This is a genomic window from Bacillus sp. SIMBA_074 (assembly GCF_046534555.1).
GTDB classification, from domain to species: domain Bacteria; phylum Bacillota; class Bacilli; order Bacillales; family Bacillaceae_G; genus Bacillus_A; species Bacillus_A mycoides.
Window position 1 is genome coordinate 95,628 of the sequence record NZ_JAWRYM010000008.1, and the last position, 21,738, is coordinate 117,365.

The following is a 21,738-nucleotide window of genomic DNA, read 5'->3' on the forward strand; positions in this document are numbered from 1 at the left end:
TAAACATGAAGGATTGGCATAAAAGTGTAGTCTATCAAATTTATCCGAAGAGCTTTAATAGTTATTACAATAAAGAAACCGGTGATATAAAAGGTGTTACAGAGAAACTAGATTATTTAAAAGAACTCGGAGTGGATTATATTTGGTTAACACCGATATACCAATCGCCACAAAATGATAATGGATACGATGTAAGTGATTATTACAGCGTTGATTCATCTTACGGAACGATGGAAGAGTTTGAAGAACTTTTAGAAGAAGCGAAAGCACGTGACATTGAAATTATGCTGGATATCGTTGTAAATCATAGTTCGACGGAGCATAAATGGTTTAAAGAGGCGAGCAAAGACAAAAATAGTCCGTATCGTGAGTATTATATTTGGCGTGATGAAAAAAATAACTGGCAGTCTAAGTTTGGTGGATCTGCTTGGAAATATGATGAAAAGACAGGTCAATATTTTTTACATCTATTTGACGAGACACAAGCAGATTTAAATTGGGAAAATGAAAAGCTTCGTGAAGAAGTGTACGATATGATGCGCTTTTGGCTAAATAAAGGTGTAAAAGGGTTCCGCCTTGATGTTATTAATTTAATTTCAAAGGATCAGAGGTTTTTAAGTGACGAAGGAAGCACCTCTACAAGTGATGGGCGTAAATATTATACGGATGGTCCACGCATCCATGAATATTTACAAGAGATGAACCAAAATGTTTTTGAGGGGAAAGATGTAATTACAGTTGGAGAAATGTCATCTACGACAATTGATAATTGTATTAAATATTCGAATCCTGAGCGTAATGAACTAAGTATGACGTTTAGTTTTCATCATTTAAAAGTAGATTATCCGAATGGTGATAAGTGGACGCAAGCGGAGTTTGATTTCATTAAATTAAAAGAAATTATGTCTAACTGGCAAATTGAAATGCAAAAGGGCGGAGGATGGAATGCGTTATTCTGGTGTAATCACGACCAGCCTCGTATCGTTTCACGGTTTGGTGATGATGAGAAGTACCGAAATGAATCTGCGAAAATGTTAGCGACAGCTATGCATATGTTGCAAGGAACGCCTTACATTTACCAAGGTGAAGAAATCGGTATGACGAATCCTAAATTCGAGTCCATCGAGCAATATCGTGATGTAGAATCGTTAAATATATATGATATAAAGCTAGAAGAAGGATTATCAAAAAAAGAGATTATCGGGATTTTAAAACAAAAATCTCGTGACAATTCCCGTACTCCGATGCAGTGGAATGAAGAGGTGAATAGTGGTTTTACAACAAGTACACCTTGGATTTCTGTGGCTGAAAACTTTAAAGAAATAAACGTAGAGAAGGCATTAGAAGATAGAGAATCTGTATTTTATCATTATAAAAAGCTAATTGAACTTAGAAAAAAATACGATGTCCTTACAGAAGGGAAATATGCTATTTTAGATGGAAATCATCCTAGCATTTGGGCGTATACACGTACTGTAAATAATGAAGTATTACTTGTTATCAATAACTTCTACGGAGAAGAAATAACGTATTCTGCACCAGTGAATGTTCAATTGGATGGAATGAAACAAGAAGTATTATTATCAAATTACAAAGATTCAAGTAAAGATATTACCAATCTTAACTTAAGACCGTATGAGTCAATTGTATATCGTTATATGAAATAAAAGGTTGGATGCCGGCGGGCGTCCAACCTTTTTATTTTAAGACACCACTATATAAAATACTTACTTCAACTTCGGGCTTAAATTTCACTTTTGCATAATCTTTATTCCAATTTTTTTTCTTCCATAATTCAGGATGATAAGCGATAAGATGTCTACCAATCCCGAAAGCATCACAATTTGCTTTTTGTAGCTTTTTCGTTATTTGTTTAGCTTCCTTCGTAAGTTGTTTCGATAATTCTTTATTTAGATTTTTTCTTTCACCCATTTTATAAAGATTATCCCTTGGGGCTTCAAGTGCTATAACTTTTAGTTGGAGCTTAATGTTAGCATAAACATTTCCTTTTTTATCCGTTGTTATTTTTAAGTCTCGTTTTAATTTCCTATTACTCACTTCCATTGTTAAATAATCAGATGTCGTCTCTGATTCATTGCTAGTAAGTTTTTGGGTTATACGGGCACTTGTTCCCATTTTTCCAGTTAATAATACGAAGAGAACCGACTGTCTTAAAGGTAAATGTCCAGTTAATTTGTCTTTATTAAATAAAGCTATTCCATTGGTTACAACTTCTTTTCCTTTTAGCTTTATAGACGGGAGGGTGAAGTCTTTGCCCGGATCTAACATTTTTGTAGCAGCTGTTTCTAAAGTTTCTTCTGGAAACACACTCATATCCTCTAGGCTTTTAATTTTTTTCTTTAGAAAATCTCCAATCAGTAAATTCCCTACTTTCTTTTTGTTGAGTATCTCGGATGTGCCACCATCTACTGAAATAAGTTTTACTAATGCGGTTGGATTTGATGGATCTCTAAATCCAACATCTAAATAGGAAAGTATTCCTTTCTTCTGAATTGTAGTTCCTAATAGCTCTATTCCATATTTAAAATAACGAATGTTACCTGTTACATTTTTTCTCAAAGAATCACTTGTGTCACGCACGTTATAGCCAGTTGCTGAATGCACTTCATTTTCGAATGAAGATTGTTCACCACTCGAGCTTTTTACGAGTTCAATGGTTTGCTGTAGTTTATTATTTTCTATAATGTCAAACCCGAGACTATAGGCTAATCTAGCTTCTCTTAATGGTTCTTGGTCCCAACAACCGGAAAGGAGTAGGCTAAAGCATAGTACTGTACACAGTTTAGCTATTCTTTTGGACATAATTTTCTCCTTTCTTAGTTCTTAATAAGGAATAAAGGAGAAATAAAAAAGGAAGAACGACAATGAAAATATAAGTGAATTTATCTGTGAAATTCGCAAGCATTTTTAGTTGTTCTGGTGTGTCTATAAATATTGCAACAAAAAAGGAGATGAGACCAACAATTGGAACAGCTTTCTTATGATTAGCTATATTGAATATATGACCGATTCCTATTGAAGCTGCACAATAATAACTAGCGATAGAAGCTACAACGGTTATCATCCATATTGGAATGAAAATTAAGTCAGTTCGGTCTACAATTCCGATATGAAGAGAGCGCAGCAAATAAGCAACTGGTTCAGGGATAAGTTCCACTTGTTTCGGACTAAATACGATAAAACAAATCAAAACTGTAAAAGCATAAAATAGTGTTACTAATCCGTTAGCAATAGAAATTGCTTTCAGTTTTGCTGCTGGTTTACCTTTTACATATGGATAAGCAATAAGAATAATTTCAAAGCCATACATTGCTGTAATAGTCTCTTTGGATGCTTGGATAATATTCCACCATCCTGCTTCTGTAAGCGGGAAAATATATGAAAAATCAGCACGTGTTAATCCGAGAGCAATTAAGAAGGCCATCGGAATAATAAGAATAGAGGCCATGACGTAAAATCGTACAATGACTTTGAATGTGTTATAAGCTAAATAAGAACATGTAACAGTAAATAAAATTAAAAGTGCAGACCAAGGCGTTGCTTGTAAAATCCATACTTTAATGACATTACAAGCGTTTAACATAACCGTCATTCCGATGATGATAAAATAGATAATATAAGAAAAACCGAATAGTTTCCCGAGCTTATTTCCGAACATTGTACAAACAATTTCATATATATTTTTATCGGGAAACCTCTTTAGTAAAAGCCACATCAGTGAAATAATAAGTTGAATTGCAAGACCAGCGATGAGAGCAGAAATCCACCCACCGCCTTTGGCAATGGGGTGAAGACGGTTTGGTAAAGAAAGTATACCAACTCCGATTTGGCATTGAATAACGAAAAAGGTAAATTGAACAAGCGAAATTTTATTTTGCGTGTTTGTCACCGTTCTCATCCTCTCTCGTTACATGTTGTCTTTGCATTTTTTTCGGCTTTGGATCATGTGGGCGTTCCCCAAATGACCAAATAGGAAGTCTTACAAAAGAATCTTTCATGTCTTTTATTCGCATGGGCGCAATAGGAGAAAGGTATGGCGTATGGAAAGAATGCAGCTGACATAAGTGGACGAAAGTAATAATTAAACCGAAAGAAATTCCAACATATCCAAATAGAGCAGCTAAAATCATTAATGGAAACCGGAGAATTCGAACGGCTGAACTCATATCATTTGATGGAACGAGAAAAGACGCAATTGCAGTTAAAGCTACAACGATAATCATTGTATAAGAGACAAGTCCAGCCTTTACAATCGCATCACCAATAACTAAACCTCCTACGATACCGATTGTTTGTCCAACTCGGCTCGGCAGACGAATACCAGCTTCTCTTAATAATTCGAAGATTAATTCCATTAAGAGTGCCTCAAAGATCGGAGGGAGTGGTACCTTTTCTAATGAAGCTTTAATTGTATAAACGAGTTCGAGTGGTAATACATCAGGATGAAAGGCGACGGTTGCGATATATATAGCTGGTAGGAGAAAAGCGATTAAGAAACTTACTAAGCGAATCATTCGTACGAAAGAACCGACAATCCAGCGGTTATTATAATCATCTGGTGATTGATAAAAAGCAAATAGTGTAACGGGAACAATAAGGGTAGTTGGGTCTCCGTCAGATAAAATAGCAACGCGTCCTTCCATTAAGTTAGCGACAGTTCTATCAGGTCTTTCTGTATTTAATTGTTGCGGAAATGGTGAGAAAGAAGTGTCTTCTATAAATTCTTGTATGTAACCTGGTGGCATTAGTGCATCGGTCTTAATCGTTTCTAATCTTCTTTTTACTTCTGTGACGAGATCATCATTAGCTATATTTTGCATATAAACAATTGCTATTTTCGTGTGCATCTCTTCACCAAGGATAAAATATTTAACGACTAAATTTGGACTCTTAATTAGTTTCCGTACGGAAGCTAAATTCGTAACTAAATCTTCAACAAAACCAGAATGTGATCCACGTACAACCCCTTCATTATCAGGCTCTGTTATATCTCTTTTTAAAGATAAAGCCGTTTCAAAAATACAAAAGCTCTCGACATGCTCATGGAAATATAAAGATTTACCTTGTAATAAAAGTTGCACACCATAATTTAAATTTGTTTCTTTTTTCATATTCAATGTAGAAAAAGCTTTTTCTAAAGACAAATCAGATCGAGTTAATAATGGTTCAAGAGCTAATTGATGAATTAAATTTGGGTCGGCTAAAGATTCGATATATAAGATTGTTCCTTTTCCATTTTGAAAAGGAACATCTAATTTTTTTATATCATCAGAATGGCAGAGCTTATTTTCAATGTAATTAACATTTTCCAAAAGTGATGGAAACATATGCTTCGTTTTATTTTTTTGCTCGTTATTGCTTTGCTCTGTCATAAGGCCCACCCTTTTAGAATTGAATTATCACTGTTAATTTTTGCTTTTTATGAAAAAATTATGCTTATATTCTTTTTAAAAAAGTAGCTTGAAAGTTACGTTACGTCATCTTTTATACTAAAGAAAATAGGATATAGGGGGATGGTGTAGATGACTTTAAAATGTATGTGGGGATGGAAAGAAATTTTATATTTATTTGTTTTCGTATTTCTGATTGTACCAGTAATGATTGAATCTCTTTTTTATGATTATACTTTAAAAATACTAGGGAACTCATTATATGCTGGAGTATTAATGGGACTTATAATGGCAGTGATATTTACGTTTGTAGTTTATCTTTTTTGCATAAAAAGATATAAACTGTCGTGGAAAGATATTGGAATTCGGAAGCTTTCATGGAAAGATTTATTGTGGACATTTGTAGTGGTTATTTCTTTGATTGTAGTTAGTATTGGTGTATTAATGATAATGGAGAAACTGGGGACTTCTTTTGAAAATAGTAAAACGGAGACGATCCAAGATGATAAATCAATATATTCGTTTTGCATCGCGGTAATTGGAGCGGCGGTTATATCACCAATCTATGAAGAGATTTTATATAGAGGTGTTTTTTATACATTTTTTCGTGATAGGTATGGTATATGGGGCGGTATGCTTATAAGTTCAATAATATTTACTGTTGTTCATATCCCGACATATAACACATTACCGGTGAATTTTTTAAGCGGAGTAGTATTTGCGTGGTTATATGAGAAAACAAATTCTATTTTATCGGCTATGATTGCCCACGCATTATTCAATTTCATAGCAGTACTTCTCACATTCATGTCGAATTAATTAGAGGGTACATATAGGAGGGAATAAATATGGAAATAGCTGTGGAACGAGTTTTTACACATGAGATTTTAGCAGAAGCTGCAAAGATATTTAATGTGAAAGTAGAAGAAAAGCCACTTGGTGATTTTGAAAATTATATTTTTAAGGGGAAGGGTAAAAATAATGAAGATTACGTATTACGCTTAACTCATTCTTCTCATCGTTCTAAAAAAGAGGTAGAGGCCGAACTAGATTTTTTACGGTATGTTGCGGAGCATGGGGCGAAAGTGGCGGGACCTCTTAATTCAATATCTCAAAATCTTGTAGAAGAAATCGGAGCGGAAGATGGTACTTTCTTTTTTGCGTCTTTATTTACATATGCAAAAGGTGAGCAAGTAAAAGGAGAAGAATCGGCTTATTGGGGAGATGCTTTCTTTGAAGCTTGGGGAAAAGCGATTGGACAACTGCATCGCCTCACAATGGATTATCCTAAAACAGACTACCGTGATACGTGGGAAGAGGATGAAAGTAGCATTGTTAGCGGATTAGAAGATGCGAAGGTGAAAGAGATTGGTTCTGTATTAATGGATGAAATAAAGTCTCTTCCAATTGAAAGAGAAACATTCGGTCTTATGCATGGTGATATTCATCCAGGTAACTTTCATTATGATGGTAAAGAACTAACAATCTTTGATTTTGATGATGCAGCTTATAATTACTTTATACATGATTTAGCAATGGTTCTCTATTACTCTGTTCTATTTACACCGTGGACTACAGAAGAGAGGAAAGAATTTGTTTGCAAACAGTTACAAGTGTTACGAAAAGGTTATGAATATGAGCACAGACTGGCGGATAGTTGGTATGAATCGTTACCGTTATTTTTACGGTTACGTGATATAGGCCTATACGGTACGCTTCAAAAGAAATTTAAGGGGAAAGATATGCCAGAGGATTTTCAAAAGTTATCAGATGAGTTGTATGAAAGAATTATAAAGCAAGAGGCAATTGTGAATATATAATACATTCATATCGAAACAAAGTATACAAAATAAATGTATACTTTGTTTTTTTATACAAAAATATGTTTGTTTTATTAAAATAATATTGTTATAGATTCGGTATACACTTATAATTTTATATATATTCTGAATATTCTTTATAAAGAAGGAGGGGGAAAGTTGGAAGCTATCGTAAGTTGGATAAATAATATTGTTTGGAGTCCCGCACTTGTCTATTTATGTTTAGGAGTAGGCTTATATTTTTCCATTCGAACGAGGTTTTTACAAGTAAGACATGTAGGAGAAATGGTGAAGCTTACATTTAAGGGAGAAAAGTCTGATGCGGGTGTTTCTTCGTTCCAAGCGTTAGCACTTTCGTTATCAGGGCGCGTTGGAACCGGAAATATTGCCGGTGTTGCAACGGCTGTTGCCTTTGGTGGTCCAGGCGCTGTATTTTGGATGTGGGCGGTAGCCTTTCTAGGAGCTGGTTCTGCATATGTAGAATCGACGCTTGCACAAATATATAAGACGAAGCATCAAGGGCAATTCCGCGGTGGTCCGGCTTATTACATTGAAAAAGGACTAGGTGTTAAATGGTACGCATTAGTGTTCGTCGCAGCGACAATTCTTGCAACAGGAATGCTGCTTCCAGGTGTTCAAGCGAATAGTATTGCTGTAAGTCTAGAAACAGCTTTTGGTATTAATACTTCTGTATCAGGGGCGGTATTAGTAGCGGCATTAGCACTTATTATTTTTGGTGGAGTTAAGCGAATTGTTAACGTAGCGCAAGTTGTAGTACCGTTTATGGCGCTTGGCTATATTTTAGTAGCTTGTGTAATTGTAGGTATGAATATTGAAAAATTACCAGACGCTTTCATGTTAATTTTAAAAAGTGCATTTGCATTAGAAGCAGCTTTTGGCGGGATTATTGGTTTAGCAATTTCTTGGGGTGTAAAACGTGGTATTTATTCAAACGAAGCAGGGCAAGGAACTGGGGCCCATGCAGCAGCAGCTGCTGAAGTATCGCATCCAGCTAAACAAGGGTTAGTACAAGCATTTTCCGTTTACATTGATACATTATTTGTTTGTTCAGCAACAGCATTTATGATGATTATTACAGGCATGTATAACGTATTTGATGCAAGCGGAAAAAACTTTATCGTCAATAAATTAAATGGTGCACAGCCAGGTCCTGGTTATACACAGGCAGCAGTAGAATCTGTTTTCCCTGGATTTGGAAACGGTTTCGTAGCAATCTCTTTACTATTCTTCGCATTTACAACAATTATGGCTTATTACTACATTGCAGAAACGAATATAGCTTACTTAAATCGTGATAAAGACCGTCCTTGGATGTCTATCGTACTAAAGTTTGTATTCTTAGGAGTTGTATTCTACGGTTGTGTAAAAACAGCAGAAACAGCATGGGCTTTAGGAGATATTGGTGTAGGAATTATGGCATGGGTTAACATTATTGCGATTCTATTATTACAAAAACCGGCATTGATCGCATTAAAGGATTATGAAAAGCAGAAAAAAGAAGGAAAAGATCCAGTGTTCGATCCGCAGAAATTAGGAATTAAAAATGCTGATTTCTGGGAGCATGAATACGGGAAAGACAAGAAAGAAGAAGTATCTTAAGAGAATAGAAATGAAGGAGCAAAGGGAAATCCCTTTGCTCTTTTTTATGGACAAAATGAAGATGAAAGTTATTTTTTTGCCTATTTTTGAATATAAAAAGAATGTACATGCTTTGTTTAGGGGAGGAGGGAGTATGGTGATAGAGTTTCGTAATGTAAATAAATATTATGGTAACTTCCAAGTTTTGAAAAATATTAATATGCAAGTGAAAAAAGGTGAAGTGGTAGTAGTTGTTGGTCCTTCAGGATCAGGAAAAAGTACATTGCTTCGGTGTATAAATCAGTTAGAGGCGATTACCGATGGAGAATTAATCGTACAAAATACAGACGTACACAATAAAAAAACAGATATGAATGAATTACGCCGAAATATTGGTATGGTCTTCCAGCATTTTTACTTATACCCACATAAAACAGTTCTGCAAAATATTACACTAGCACCAATTAAAGTAAATAAAACTTCAAAAGAAGAAGCAGAAAAAACAGCGATGGTTTATTTAGAGAAAGTAGGAATCCCGGAGAAGGCAGGTGTATATCCTCATCAATTATCCGGAGGTCAACAGCAAAGGGTAGCTATTGCTAGGGGACTGGCAATGCAGCCGGAAATTATGCTATTCGATGAGCCTACGTCTGCTCTTGATCCAGAGATGATCGGGGAAGTACTTGATGTTATGAAAACGCTAGCTAAAGAAGGGATGACGATGGTTGTTGTCACGCATGAGATGGGATTCGCGCGGGAGGTAGCCGATCGGATTTTATTTATGGATGATGGCCAAATCATTGAGGATACAACACCGGCGCAATTTTTTGCAAGTCCTGAACAAGAAAGAGCGCGTCTATTTTTAAGCCGAGTGTTAAACCATTAAAGGAGGAATTTCATGCTTAAAATGAAAAAGTTGTTTACGTTAATCGTATTTTCATGTTTATTCGTAATTGTCGTTGCCGGGTGCGGAAGTAAAAAAGATGAGGCGAAAGAAACGAATACGAAGCAAGGCGGGGCTGTGGAGCAAATTAAGAAGCGCGGGAAATTAGTAGTTGGAGTGAAGAATGATACGAACTTATTCGGATTGAAAAACCCTTCAACAGGGCAAGTAGAAGGATTCGATGTTGATGTTGCAAAGGCGCTTGCGAAAAAAATTCTCGGAGATGAAAAGAAACTAGAATTAAAAGAAGTAACATCTAAAACGCGTATTCCACTATTGAAAAACGGTGATATTGATGCAATTATCGCAACAATGACAATTACAGAAGAACGTAAAAAAGAAGTGGATTTTTCAGATGTATATTTTAAAGCGGGGCAATCGTTACTTGTGAAAAAAGGGAGCGATATTAAAAGTATTGCTGATGTGAAAAAGGGTGTGAAAGTGTTAGCTGTAAAAGGTTCAACGTCTACAAATAATATTCGTCAAAAGTCACCAGAAGCGACTGTATTAGAATTTGAAAATTACAGTGAGGCATTTACGGCGTTAAAAGCGGGGAAAGGCGATGTTTTAACGACAGATAATGCAATTCTTTACGGCATGGCAAAACAAGATTCAAATTATGAAGTTGTAGGGAAAATTTTTACGGATGAACCGTACGGAATTGCAGTGCAAAAAGGTGCAGATGATTTGACGAAAGAGATTAATAGCTTACTAAAAGATATGAAAGCGAATGGGGAATACGATAAATTGTATGAGAAATGGATTGGACAAAAACCAGAGAAGTAGATAGTAAAAGTGAGAGGATGAGAGTACTCATCCTCTTCTTGTAAAGAAAGAGGGGAGAATATGTGCCTGATTTTTCTATATTAACGAATAATATTGATATGTATGTAGAAGGATTTAAATATACAGTGATGTCTAGTGTAATTGCATTAATTGGAAGCTTTATCTTGGGAGTAATTTTGGCTGTAATGCGTATTGCACCGATTCGTATTTTAAATTGGATAGGATCAGCTTTTGTTGAGTTTGTAAGAAATATTCCACTCGTATTAATTGCATTTATATTTTATTTCGCTTTACCTGTAATAGGAATTACTTTAAATGGGTTTGTAGCAGGAACAGTTACGCTTACCGTATATACGGCAGCGTTTATTGCGGAAGTTATTCGCGCTGGTATTTTATCAGTCGCGAAAGGTCAGATGGAAGCAGCACGTTCCTCAGGATTGACGTATACGCAAGCAATGTACCATGTCGTTTTACCTCAAGCGATGAAAATCGTAATCCCTCCTCTAGGAAATCAATTTCTCAATTTAGTAAAAAACTCTTCCATACTCGGAATTATCGCTGGTACGGATTTAATGTATCAAGGAGACTTAATTTCAACGAAGACATTGGTTACGTTCGACGTCTATATATTTGTCGGGATGTTTTATTTAATATTAACAATTCCGCTCAGTATGCTAGTGCGTTATTTAGAAAAACGCTTAGCAAAGGAGGCGGTGTAAATGGATTTTAAGGGAGCAATTACAGGAGATCATATTCTGTTTTTATTAAAAGGATTACTTATAACGCTAGAGGTAGCGCTCGTAGCAATTGTACTTAGCTTTATTATTGGTAGTGTAATAGGGATATTGCGCTACATGAAAATACCTGTCGTCTCACAAATATTAGGAATTGTCGTTGAAGTAATTCGAAACTTACCACTACTATTAATTATATTTTTCACATATTTTGCACTTCCAGAAGCGGGATTGAAGTTAGAAATTATAACAGCTGTAATTGTTGCTTTAACAATATTTGAAGCAGCAATGATATCTGAAATTGTTCGAAGTGGTTTATTATCGATTGAAAAAGGACAGATTGAGGCTGCAAGATCTTCAGGATTAACGTATGTTCAAGCGCTTTGGCACATTATTTTACCACAAGCATTAAGAAGAATGGTCCCGCCGCTTGTTAGTCAGTTTATTTCATTGCTGAAAGATACATCATTAGCAGTTGTTATATCACTGCCAGAGCTTATGCATAATGCTCAAATTATTAGCGGACAGAATGTGAATTATATGATTCCAACGTTTATAGTAGTAGCTTGTATGTACTTTATCATAAATTATAGTTTATCAATTTTATCGAGAAGATTAGAAATCCGTTAACCTTTACAATATATGTAAAGGTTTTTCCTTGTTTCTCCTTATTTTCCTTTAATTATAATCTAAATCTCGCGATAATTCGATTTTTTATATTGTTTTATCAGAAAAGTTTTAATTTTATATAGAAATTGTAATCGCTTTCGTGTATATTTTTATTATCAGAAAATTTTAAAAAGAGATAGGGGTACTTGTAGGGGGAGGATTAAGATGCAGCAAACAACGAATGAGCAATTACATCGTACGATGAAGAGTAGACATTTATTTATGATCGCACTAGGTGGTGTAATCGGGACTGGTTTTTTCTTAGGTTCAGGTTACACCATTAATCAGGCTGGACCAGGGGGAGCCATCCTTTCCTATTTAGTGGGCGGATTTATTATGTATTTAACAATGCTTTGTCTTGGAGAGCTAACGGTAGCAATGCCAGTTTCAGGATCTTTCCAAAAGTATGCGACGAAGTTTATTGGACCAGGAACTGGATTTATGATCGGTTGGCTATACTGGATTGGATGGGCAGTAACAGTAGGATTAGAATTAACATCGATCGGTTTAATGATGAAAAGATGGTTTCCGAATGTTGATGTTTGGGTATGGTGTCTCGTATTCGGAGTTATTTTATATGCTTCAAATGCAATATCAGCGAAGAGTTATGCTGAATTAGAGTTTTGGTTCTCTAGTATTAAAGTAGTTACAATTATTGCATTCATTTTACTTGGTGGTAGCGCATTACTAGGATTCTTACCATACGATGGAAAAGAAGCAGCGCCTCTTTTCTCTAACTTTGTAAGTGATGGTGGGCTATTCCCAAATGGACTAGCTGCAGTGCTTCTTACGATGATTACAGTTAACTTTTCCTTCCAAGGAACAGAGTTAATCGGGATTGCAGCAGGAGAGAGTCAGAATCCTGAAAAAACAATTCCACGTGCGATTCGTAATACAGTATGGCGCATTATGTTATTCTTCATTTTAACAATGACAATTTTAGTAGGGTTAATTTCTTGGAAAGAAGCAGGGATAATTGAAAGCCCATTCGTAGTTGTATTTGATAAAATCGGTATTCCATATGCAGCTGATATTATGAACTTCGTTATTATTACAGCTCTTCTATCTGTAGCGAACTCAGGGTTATATGCAGCAACGCGTATACTATGGTCACTTGCAAATGAAGGAATGGCACCAACTTCTTTCAAGAAAGTAAATAAACGTGGTATTCCGATTACAGCGTTAGTCGTAACGATTGCTGTAGCGGCGTTATCTTTATTAACAAGCTTCCTTGCAGAAGATACAGTATATATGTACTTATTATCTATAGCTGGTTTATCGGCTGTTTCAAGTTGGATCATTATTGCTTTATCACAACTTCGCTTTAGAAGTCAGTATTTAAAAGGTGGAGGAAAATTAGAGGACTTAAAGTATAGAACACCACTATACCCGCTTGTTCCAATTTTAGCTTTAATTACAAATAGCATCGTTGTTATTAGTTTAGCGTTTATTCCAGAACAAAGAATGGCGTTATATTGTGGTATTCCATTTATCATTTTCTGCTACATATATTATTATATGAGTAAGAAACGGAAGAAGCCGATGAAAGTGGAGATGGAAGCGAAGTATGAAAATAAAAATTAAGCATGATGATATAGAGGCAGATTTATCGTATGGTCCATTAGCGATTGGAAAAGAAAATGGGTATTCACCGTTACAATTACTCGTTTCTTCTATCGCAGGATGTAGTGCAATTGTCTTTCAAACAATTTTAGAAAAGAAACGTATTACATACGATACGTTTACAATCGAAACGGAAATTGGTAGAAGTGAAGCTTTATCAAAACCAGTTGAAAGTGTTCATTTGCACTATAAAATTAAAGCACAAAACATTACAGAAGAGCAATTGGACAAGGCGCTACAACTTGCAGTGAAAAATTGCACGATTGTTCAATCGGTAAAAGATAGTATAAAAGTTACGGAAACAATTGAACTAATAAAGTGAAATATAAAAGCGTGAGAATATAGCTCTCACGTTTTTATGTTTTAGAGAGAGGGGAAAGTGTGATGGAATGTTTAGGATGTAAATTAGCCAACGAAGAAGAAAGTATATATAAAATATATGAAGATGACTATGTAACATGTTTTTTAGATCATGAACCTTTCTATTTAGGTCATACTTTAATTGTGCCAAAGCAACATGTTGTAGAAGTGGACGAATTAGATGATTGTGTAGCAAAAGCGATTATGGATGCTTCTAAGCTTATTTCAAAGGCTATTAAGTTATTATATAAACCAGACGGAGTTACAATTTGTCAAAATGGTGGAATCTTTAACGAGTTAACTCATTATCACATGCATGTTGTGCCGAGATATAAAGAGCGTTCGTTTGCTGAGTTTTATACGGTGCAGCCAGGAGAACAGCAGAATCATAACTTTGAAGAGACAAAGAATTTATTAAAAGAAGCAATTGAGAAAATAATACATAGCGAAAAGGCGTAAGAGGGGTTTTCTTAAGGGGACAGTCAGGAAAATTCTAATATTAAAAAGCCCAATTTCTCAGTTAAAATAGAGAAATTGGGCTTTTCTTTATTCTATTATTCAATTTTCTTTATTAAAGAATTCTGCAGTGTCACAAAGTATATCGCTCATTCGTTATATAGAATGAGAGGAGGAATTATATGAAAGTTACAAACAAAGATTACGAAAAGATGGAAGAGCTATACGAGTTGTATGAACAAAAAATTTATTATGTAGCTTATTCTATTTTAAATAATATTGAGCAGGCTGAAGATGCAGTTCAAGAGACGTTTATTACTCTTTATAAAAATTTGGAAAAGCTTCATAGTTTGAACACTGAAGAGCTTAACCGGTATATTTTGAGGATTGCGAAAAACAAAGCGATTGATAGCTACCGGAAAAATAAACGACATGAAACATTTTTAGAAGAATATCAACGAGAATCAACAGAGGTAGTAGATGAAAATATTGAAGAGTGGGAAAAACGTATAATGTCTGAGGTTCAGATTGATACATTGCTAAAAGAGCTAAATGAATCTAACAGAAAAGTGTTTAAGTACAAAGTCTTCTATAACTTAACGTATCAAGAAATTTCAAGTGTAATGGGGATAACAGAGGCTAATGTCCGCAAGCAATTTGAGCGCGCTCGAAAACGAGTACAAAGTATTATAGGAGGTATACAACATGACGAATTCAAAGAACTCCAAAGAAATATATGAACTTGCTGAAAAAATTGCTTTAGATGATTTTGATAAACTGGATGAACAACATGAATTCTCACATACATATACGCGCAAAAAGAAATTGTTTATGGAGGAAATGAAGCTGAAAGATGGAAAACCACAGAAAAAGCGAAAAAGACATCGTATGTTAATCGCTGCTGCGTGCTTATTGATCGGCATGCCGACAACCGTTTTTGGAGCAGTAAAAGTCTACAATATGATTGTTCAAAAACAAAATTACGAAGTAAATGTTTCAGTAACAAATAAGGACTCGAAAAAGGCTGATAAGTGGTATAAGTTGAAAGTTGGTAAATTACCAGAAAATATGGAGGCAATTGATGACTCTGCTATGAAATATTCATTTAAAGGTAACGACGCAAATGGAGGCTTTTCATTTAGTCTTTGGAGAGTAGGGGAAAATGCGGACTTTCAAACTTTATACTCAAAAAGCTATGAAGAAAAAGAGATAAGTGGCAAGAAAGCAGTAATTGTTCATAAAGAAACTGGAAACAACAATGTAATGTTTGATAGGAAGGTCTTTCTCTTTTTTGAGAAAGAAGGGATTATGTTAGAAAGCCATATCGGATCCGATGTAAATGAAGAACAAATGATAGATGTGTTAGGGAATATTTCACTGGAGCCTACTTCAAAAGAAAAGGCATCACATATAGCAGATTATGATGAAAATCGTTTTAGCAAACCAACTGAACCAAAAGAAACTAAGGTTATTCCTTTGAAAAAAGATAGTAAACGACTATTTCATGTAGGGCAAAAGGTTCCAGTAACGATATCTATGGATAACAGCCAAATTGAATATGTGATAGAAAAAGTTGAAGTTTTTGATTCGATTAAAGGTTTTAAACAAGAGAACTTTAATGAACTTGGCCTAGGGATATTAAGCAAGAAGAAGGCTTTAGATCAGACGGGAAAATTGCTATCGTACAGACGGGATGTATATAAATTAGGGAATGGTAAAGGTTCAATTGATACATTAGTAGATTCGAAATTAGTTAATGTTAAATTTGTCTACCTGACAACAACAGTGAAAAATATAGGTAAACAGATGACAGAAGAAATCTATATGACTCCATCCATAAAACAGCTTAAATTTGAAGGGAATGCATGGAACTACGCTAAAGAAGAGGGAATGGACGCAACGCGTATTATGACGGGCGAAGTTGATTATTTAGAACCTCACGGAGAGGGAAAAAGCTTTTACAATATTGGTAGTATCCGACCAGGAGAAACGGTAAAAGTTAAATTAGGTTATTTTGTAGATGAGGATAAACTAGATTCAATCTTCCTGGATGCTTTCCATTACAGAGGGAATGGAAGTACTGAAAATATGAATGCGTCATATCGTTGGTGGATTGATATTCGTCAACAGTCAAAATAATAGGAACAAATACACAAAAAGCTGCTTATATTTAGCAGCTTTTTTCGTCTTCATACATATTTAAAACTTCTTTCGCACGTATACGTAAACCATCTATTAATTCTTTCGGTTCTAAAACTCGTGCATCTTTTCCAAGTCTATAAAATAAAGGGGTAATAAAGTTAATTTCACCTTTATCAATTGTTGAATGTATATAACCTGTCCCGTCTTCGTTTACTACCACGAATTCTTCAAGGTAAGGAACGCTTTTACATTGGCGCACGCCTTCAGTCGTTAATAAAACATGTAACTGGGTAGGAATATGCACTACGTTAGAGCTAGAGGCAAACCATTCTTCTAAATTCATGAACGTATCTTTATTTTCTTCTGTTGATAATATAGAAAGAATACGATCAACGCGATACAGTAATATTTTTTTGCTGCTGAAGTCATAGGATGGTAAGTACCATAGCCCATCATGAGCATATACACCGATAGGATGAACATATTTTATTTTTATCCCTGATTTAGATTCGTATTGAAAGTGTAAATTTTTATTTTCAATAGCCGCGGTTAATACTTCGTTTAAAAGAGGTGTATCAATTGTTCTCTTCGGATTCCAAAAAGAGATATAAGAACGTATTTTATCAACTTTCGCTTTCGCATCATGTTGTAGGGAGCTATACAGTTTATGAGTAACAGAATTGATTTCTGTATTAAAAGGCAAGTCTCGGTAGTAGCTTAAAGATTGAAAAGCAAAAAAGATGGAAACCGCTTCTTCTTCCGTAAATAAAATAGGGGGAATTACTCTATTCGTTAATACTTTATATCCTCCATTGCGACCTTGTTCAGCATAAATGGGTAACCCCATATCACTTAAATCTAAAATGTATCTATGAACTGTACGAACGGAAATATTAAATTCATCAGCTATCTCCTGAGCTGTAAATGTTTTTTTCGCAGAAGCAAATATAAGAATGTCTAACAAACGTTTTGCTTTTGACAAATACATCACCCGTTTCTTTTTTAACATGACATTAATTGTCATGTTTTACGGTTAGTATAGTGCATATACTCTAATTTTATCAAGATGAGACGCAGGGAGGAAAAGATATGTCACGTGAAATTGTTTTATTTATTGCAGCGAGCTTAGACGGGTTTATTGCGAAAGAAGATGATGATTTACAGTGGTTAATGGAAACTGAAGGAGAGGGAGACAACGGTTATACGGAAATGTATGAGACAATTGATACAATAATCATGGGAAAGAGAACGTACGATTATGTAGTAGAGCATACAGAAACATTCCCGTACTTAGATAAAAAATGTTACGTGTTTTCTAATTCAGAAAAAGGTTCGAACGGACATGTAGAGTTTGTAAATGAAGATGTAGTGGAGTTTACAAAAAAGTTGAAATCGCAGGAAGGATCTAAAATATGGATGGTCGGTGGAGGGAGTCTACTGAGAGAATTTTTTAAGAATAATCTAATTGATGAATATGTTGTTACGATTACACCCCATATATTAGGTTCTGGAGTTCCATTATTTAAAGAAAAAAATCCAGAAATTCATTTAACTTTAACGGAAACGAAACGTTTTGGCCAATTCGTAAATCTATATTATAAAGTAAAGTCCTAAAGGATAAGAAAACACGACTATTAATGATAGTCGTGTTTCTATATAGATGGCAATGAAATTGTAAAGCAAGTTCCATGATCAACTTCACTTGTGACAGTAATATTCCCGCTGTGGAGTTCTACAATTTCCTTTACGATAGAGAGTCCTAAACCGGTTCCACCTGTAGCTCTGGAGCGCGCTTTATCAACACGATAAAAGCGGTCGAAAATGTGAGGGAGGTCTTCAGGGGGAATACCTTCGCCTTCGTCCTCAATTTTGATGGAAATATGTTTATGTTCTTCTGTAACAGAAATATTGATATGAGAATGTTCTTTTGAATGCCTATAAGCGTTATTTAAAATGTTCACTACAACTTGTTCGAATCGCTGTTCATCCAAGTTTACTAACAGTGAAGGAGGACAAGTGAAAGAAACTGTAATATGTCTTTCCTTATACATCGCGTTTACTTTTTCGGTTATGCGAGTAAGGAAGGTGTGTAAATGCACTTCCTTTACTTGAATGAAAAAGTTATGTTTTTCCATTTGAGCGAGTGAAAATAAATCTTGAACTAAGTTTGTAATATAATCAGATTCGTCTTTTATAATGGATAAGTATCGTAAACGCTGCTCAGGAGGTGTAATTTCTTTTAATGCAATGTCAGCATAACCTCTTACGTACGTTAATGGTGTTCGTAATTCGTGAGCAACACTTGCTAGAAATTCACTTCGCTCTGTTTTCATATAATGTAAATCATTTGCGAGAGTTTGGATGGAGTCTGCTAGTTCACCAATTTCGTCATTTCGAGTAGTCGTTAATGAAACTGATAAATCCCCCTTACTCATTTTTTCAGTCGCTTGTTTCATGTGTAACAATGGTTTTGTTAATAAACGTGACAATAGAAAAATGGTGATAGCTGTTAATAGGAAAGTAATGACTCCGGCAATAATGAATTGTCTTGTTAGCCCGTTAACCATTTCTTCGATTGATTCCGTCCCGAGAAACATATATACATAGCCTTCCGTTTTTCCTGCCACTACAATTGGGCTAACTGTACATATATAATTAGATGTTTTCCAATGATTCTCTATAATTGCTCCATCATGATCTGTTCGTGTTTGCATTCTTTCAATATGTTTTTTTATAGTAGTATTTATTTCATTGGATTTTGCTAGCACTTCCTTATTTGCATTTGTAATAATAACAGTTGTTTCAGCTTCGGATTCCATTAAAGCAACATGGGAGATTGTTTGCCTATCAAAATACTTTTCAAGGACATCTCGGTGACTATTTCCACGCTTTAATAAAGCAGTCATTTCTTCATTCACTCTATTGTTTACAAGGCTATAATAGAGCAAGACAAATAGAACACTTTCGATTAAAAGTGTAACAATTAGAAAATAAAATCCGAGTTGAATAGAAATTCGCTTCATCGTTTTGCTCCTTAGTTTTCAATATCAATCCATCGATATCCTACTCCATAAACAGTTTTTAAATGGTGATCAATGGGGAAATTTACTTTTCGTAATTTATCACGTAAATTACGAATATGTGAATCGACTGTTCGATCTTCTGTATTTGTATTTAATCCCCAAATTCGTTCAATGAGCTGATCACGGCTTAATACGTAGTTCACATGACGTAAAAATAATCCGAGTAAAGAGAATTCGATTGGGGTGAGAAGAAGTTCTTCATTATGGACAGAAATGAAATGCTTGGCCTCATCCCATAAAATGCCGTGATATTGGATTTGTGCATGTTGATTGGTTCGGCGTAAAACAGCTTCAATTCTTGCGAAGAGCTCCTCTTCGTGGAATGGTTTCGTCACGTAATCATCTGCTCCAAGTTTTAACCCTTGAACGACATCTACCGTCTGATCACGAGCAGTTACCATAATGATAGGAACGTTACTAAATGATCGAATTCTTTTGCAAGTTTCCCACCCATCCATCTTTGGCATCATAATATCGAGTAAAACAAATTTGAAATTTCGATTTTCTATATGTGAAATAGCTTCTTCTCCGGACACTGCACATACGCAGTTATATCCGATTGGAGTAAGATAAAGCGTTAATAATTCAAGCATTCTCGGTTCATCGTCTACGAGTAGTATATCGATCATAGAGTACCTCCGCATTTGTAGTTATTACTTAAATTGTAAGTCAAAATCATGAAGAAATGGTGCAGATTATAATGCATCTGCATAATTTCTTCAGAATTGCTTGTTATCGTAAAGTTGAAATTCCATTTTAGGTAATAAGATTGGTTCGAAAACAATTACGGGGGCGATATAGTGAAAAAGATGACCCGAATTTTTGGGATAACAATAATTGCAGCAGTCGGTCTTGCGGCATGCGGACAAACGAGTACAGATCATAAAAATCATGAATCTACAGAAGAGAAGAAAACAGAGCAAAAGGAAATGAAAATGAATCAGGAGGTAACTGCGCCGAAAGAAATGAATCAAGGTGCATCGAATGATTTATTAACGACAAGTTTAAAAAATGTAACGAGATTAAATACAAATGATCCTCTGCAAATGGCAGTATTAACTTCGCAAACGATATGGCCAGCAACGCATAAAGAGAATCAGCCAGGCGCTATTATTTTAGTGCCAGTGAACGAGTGGCAATTAGGTATTGCAAGTGCGGATCTTATTCATCACCCGAATAACGGACCGATTTTATTTATAGAAAAAGAAAAGGTACCCGAAATGACGTTAAAAGAAATAAAACGATTAAATCCGCTCGGAACGAAAGATGGAACGCAAATTATGGTGATGGGGGATATAGGGGCATCTAGCCTAGAGCAATTAAAAGGTTATAAAGTAAAGCAAATAAAAGAAACAGATCCAGCTACATTTGCTAAAGATGTTGATAAGGAGTACGCCGATATAACAGGAAGTTATCCAAATAGCGTTATTGTCGGTTCGTCTGAAGAGGAAGGGCGTTTATATACAACACCAGCTGTAAACTGGATTTCTCATATGCCGGAACCTCTTCTATATACTGAAAAAAATAAAGTGCCAGAAGCGACAATAGAGGCATTAAAGGCGAGAAAAGATAAAGCAAATATATATGTATTAGGACCAGAAAAAATTGTTTCAAAAGAAGTAGAAAAAGAGTTAAGTAAATACGGGAAAGTAACGCGTATTAGTGGAGAGACCCCTACAGAAAACTCGATTGCGTTTGCCAAATTTAAAGATGAAAAAACAAAATTTGGCTGGGGATTCACAAAACCTGGTCACGGTTTATCATTTGTTTCAAACAAAACACCAGATTTAGCAGTTGCGGGAGCACCTTTTTCACACATGGGTAAACACGCGCCCGTTGTATTATTAGAAGAAGGTAAAGCCTCACAACCAGTTTATGACTTCCTTACTACTATTCAGCCGAAGTTTAAAGATGATCCAACAATCGGTCCATACAATCATGGATTCTTATTAGGGAATACCGAAAATATTTCATTTGAAACGCAAGGTGTATTAGATGAGAGGTTAGAGATTGTTCAAGAAAATGGCAAGGGGCATGGTGGACATTAAATGGGGAAAGACGCTGCTGCTGGTAGCGTCTTTTTTTAGGAAACTTTTACATAGCAAAAAATCT

Annotated in this window: 21 protein-coding genes; 15 read left to right on the forward strand and 6 right to left on the reverse strand. The window is 35.2% G+C overall.

All coding sequences use genetic code 11. The features are described from left to right. The first annotated feature begins 5 nt into the window (after positions 1-5). Positions 6-1,667 carry an alpha,alpha-phosphotrehalase gene (gene treC / locus SB773_RS11800; RefSeq protein ID WP_410590041.1) on the forward strand — a complete coding sequence of 554 codons (1,662 nt, stop codon included), beginning with the start codon at positions 6-8 and terminating at the stop codon, positions 1,665-1,667. 31 nt (positions 1,668-1,698) lie between these two features. Here treC and SB773_RS11805 read toward each other — a convergent pair whose 3' ends face one another. The 3 genes from SB773_RS11805 to gerKA are packed head-to-tail and all read right to left on the reverse strand — an operon-like array spanning position 1,699 to position 5,393. Beyond that, complete coding sequence (locus SB773_RS11805; RefSeq protein WP_410590043.1) at positions 1,699-2,823, reverse strand: Ger(x)C family spore germination protein; 1,125 nt, start codon at positions 2,821-2,823, stop codon at positions 1,699-1,701. Continuing rightward, positions 2,804-3,910, reverse strand: coding sequence for a GerAB/ArcD/ProY family transporter (locus tag SB773_RS11810; protein ID WP_410590045.1), 1,107 nt, complete (start codon positions 3,908-3,910; stop codon positions 2,804-2,806). Before SB773_RS11810 ends, SB773_RS11805 begins: the two co-directional genes overlap by 20 nt. After that, the gene (gene gerKA, locus SB773_RS11815; RefSeq protein WP_410590047.1) at positions 3,891-5,393 is read right to left on the reverse strand and encodes a spore germination protein GerKA; all 1,503 of its coding nucleotides are present in this window, start codon (positions 5,391-5,393) and stop codon (positions 3,891-3,893) included. The genes SB773_RS11810 and gerKA overlap by 20 nt, the downstream gene beginning before the upstream one ends. Before the next feature lie 150 nt (positions 5,394-5,543). On the opposite strand from gerKA, the gene SB773_RS11820 reads away from it, so the two are divergent. The 12 genes from SB773_RS11820 (at position 5,544) to SB773_RS11875 (ending at position 16,540) form a co-directional block, all read left to right on the forward strand. Then, complete coding sequence (locus SB773_RS11820; RefSeq protein ID WP_410590049.1) at positions 5,544-6,230, forward strand: CPBP family intramembrane glutamic endopeptidase; 687 nt, start codon at positions 5,544-5,546, stop codon at positions 6,228-6,230. Positions 6,231-6,259: 29 nt separating this feature from the next. After that, positions 6,260-7,231, forward strand: a complete 972-nt coding sequence (locus SB773_RS11825) for a phosphotransferase enzyme family protein (protein WP_410590051.1) — start codon at positions 6,260-6,262, stop codon at positions 7,229-7,231. Positions 7,232-7,390: 159 nt separating this feature from the next. Further along, positions 7,391-8,851: an alanine/glycine:cation symporter family protein gene (locus SB773_RS11830; protein ID WP_002029764.1), complete on the forward strand. Its 1,461-nt coding sequence runs from the start codon at positions 7,391-7,393 to the stop codon at positions 8,849-8,851. A gap of 10 nt (positions 8,852-8,861) precedes the next feature. Then, complete coding sequence (locus SB773_RS11835; RefSeq protein WP_410590054.1) at positions 8,862-9,716, forward strand: amino acid ABC transporter ATP-binding protein; 855 nt, start codon at positions 8,862-8,864, stop codon at positions 9,714-9,716. Positions 9,717-9,728: 12 nt separating this feature from the next. Beyond that, the gene (glnH, locus tag SB773_RS11840; RefSeq protein ID WP_410590056.1) at positions 9,729-10,559 is read left to right on the forward strand and encodes a glutamine ABC transporter substrate-binding protein GlnH; all 831 of its coding nucleotides are present in this window, start codon (positions 9,729-9,731) and stop codon (positions 10,557-10,559) included. Between the two features lie 62 nt (positions 10,560-10,621). Next, entirely contained in the window at positions 10,622-11,278 is a 657-nt protein-coding gene (locus tag SB773_RS11845; RefSeq protein ID WP_002188304.1) for an amino acid ABC transporter permease, read from the forward strand. Then, on the forward strand, positions 11,279-11,923 hold the full coding sequence (locus SB773_RS11850) for an amino acid ABC transporter permease (protein WP_002188305.1): 645 nt from the start codon (positions 11,279-11,281) through the stop codon (positions 11,921-11,923). It abuts the gene before it with no gap. A 204-nt stretch (positions 11,924-12,127) separates the two neighbouring features. Beyond that, positions 12,128-13,546: an amino acid permease gene (locus SB773_RS11855; RefSeq protein WP_002029755.1), complete on the forward strand. Its 1,419-nt coding sequence runs from the start codon at positions 12,128-12,130 to the stop codon at positions 13,544-13,546. After that, the gene (locus SB773_RS11860; protein WP_044444486.1) at positions 13,530-13,907 is read left to right on the forward strand and encodes an OsmC family protein; all 378 of its coding nucleotides are present in this window, start codon (positions 13,530-13,532) and stop codon (positions 13,905-13,907) included. Before SB773_RS11855 ends, SB773_RS11860 begins: the two co-directional genes overlap by 17 nt. A 62-nt stretch (positions 13,908-13,969) precedes the next feature. After that, the gene (locus tag SB773_RS11865) at positions 13,970-14,404 is read left to right on the forward strand and encodes an HIT family protein (protein ID WP_410590060.1); all 435 of its coding nucleotides are present in this window, start codon (positions 13,970-13,972) and stop codon (positions 14,402-14,404) included. Between the two features lie 179 nt (positions 14,405-14,583). After that, positions 14,584-15,141, forward strand: a complete 558-nt coding sequence (locus SB773_RS11870) for an RNA polymerase sigma factor (protein ID WP_410590062.1) — start codon at positions 14,584-14,586, stop codon at positions 15,139-15,141. Beyond that, on the forward strand, positions 15,107-16,540 hold the full coding sequence (locus SB773_RS11875) for a DUF4367 domain-containing protein (RefSeq protein ID WP_410590064.1): 1,434 nt from the start codon (positions 15,107-15,109) through the stop codon (positions 16,538-16,540). Before SB773_RS11870 ends, SB773_RS11875 begins: the two co-directional genes overlap by 35 nt. A gap of 31 nt (positions 16,541-16,571) precedes the next feature. Here SB773_RS11875 and SB773_RS11880 read toward each other — a convergent pair whose 3' ends face one another. Continuing rightward, the gene (locus tag SB773_RS11880; RefSeq protein ID WP_410590066.1) at positions 16,572-17,567 is read right to left on the reverse strand and encodes a helix-turn-helix transcriptional regulator; all 996 of its coding nucleotides are present in this window, start codon (positions 17,565-17,567) and stop codon (positions 16,572-16,574) included. Positions 17,568-17,632: 65 nt separating this feature from the next. Here SB773_RS11880 and SB773_RS11885 point away from each other — a divergent pair, with 65 nt between their 5' ends. Then, a complete protein-coding gene (locus SB773_RS11885) occupies positions 17,633-18,157 on the forward strand; it encodes a dihydrofolate reductase family protein (protein WP_410590068.1) in 525 nt (174 codons plus the stop codon). A 38-nt stretch (positions 18,158-18,195) separates the two neighbouring features. Here SB773_RS11885 and SB773_RS11890 read toward each other — a convergent pair whose 3' ends face one another. Next, positions 18,196-19,566 (reverse strand): sensor histidine kinase, encoded by a 1,371-nt coding sequence (locus SB773_RS11890; protein ID WP_410590070.1) that lies wholly within the window; start codon positions 19,564-19,566, stop codon positions 18,196-18,198. A gap of 11 nt (positions 19,567-19,577) precedes the next feature. After that, the gene (locus tag SB773_RS11895) at positions 19,578-20,255 is read right to left on the reverse strand and encodes a response regulator transcription factor (RefSeq protein ID WP_002029819.1); all 678 of its coding nucleotides are present in this window, start codon (positions 20,253-20,255) and stop codon (positions 19,578-19,580) included. A 171-nt stretch (positions 20,256-20,426) separates the two neighbouring features. Between SB773_RS11895 and SB773_RS11900 the strand changes: the two genes are divergently transcribed. Beyond that, positions 20,427-21,674: a cell wall-binding repeat-containing protein gene (locus SB773_RS11900; protein WP_410590073.1), complete on the forward strand. Its 1,248-nt coding sequence runs from the start codon at positions 20,427-20,429 to the stop codon at positions 21,672-21,674. Positions 21,675-21,738 lie beyond the last annotated feature (64 nt).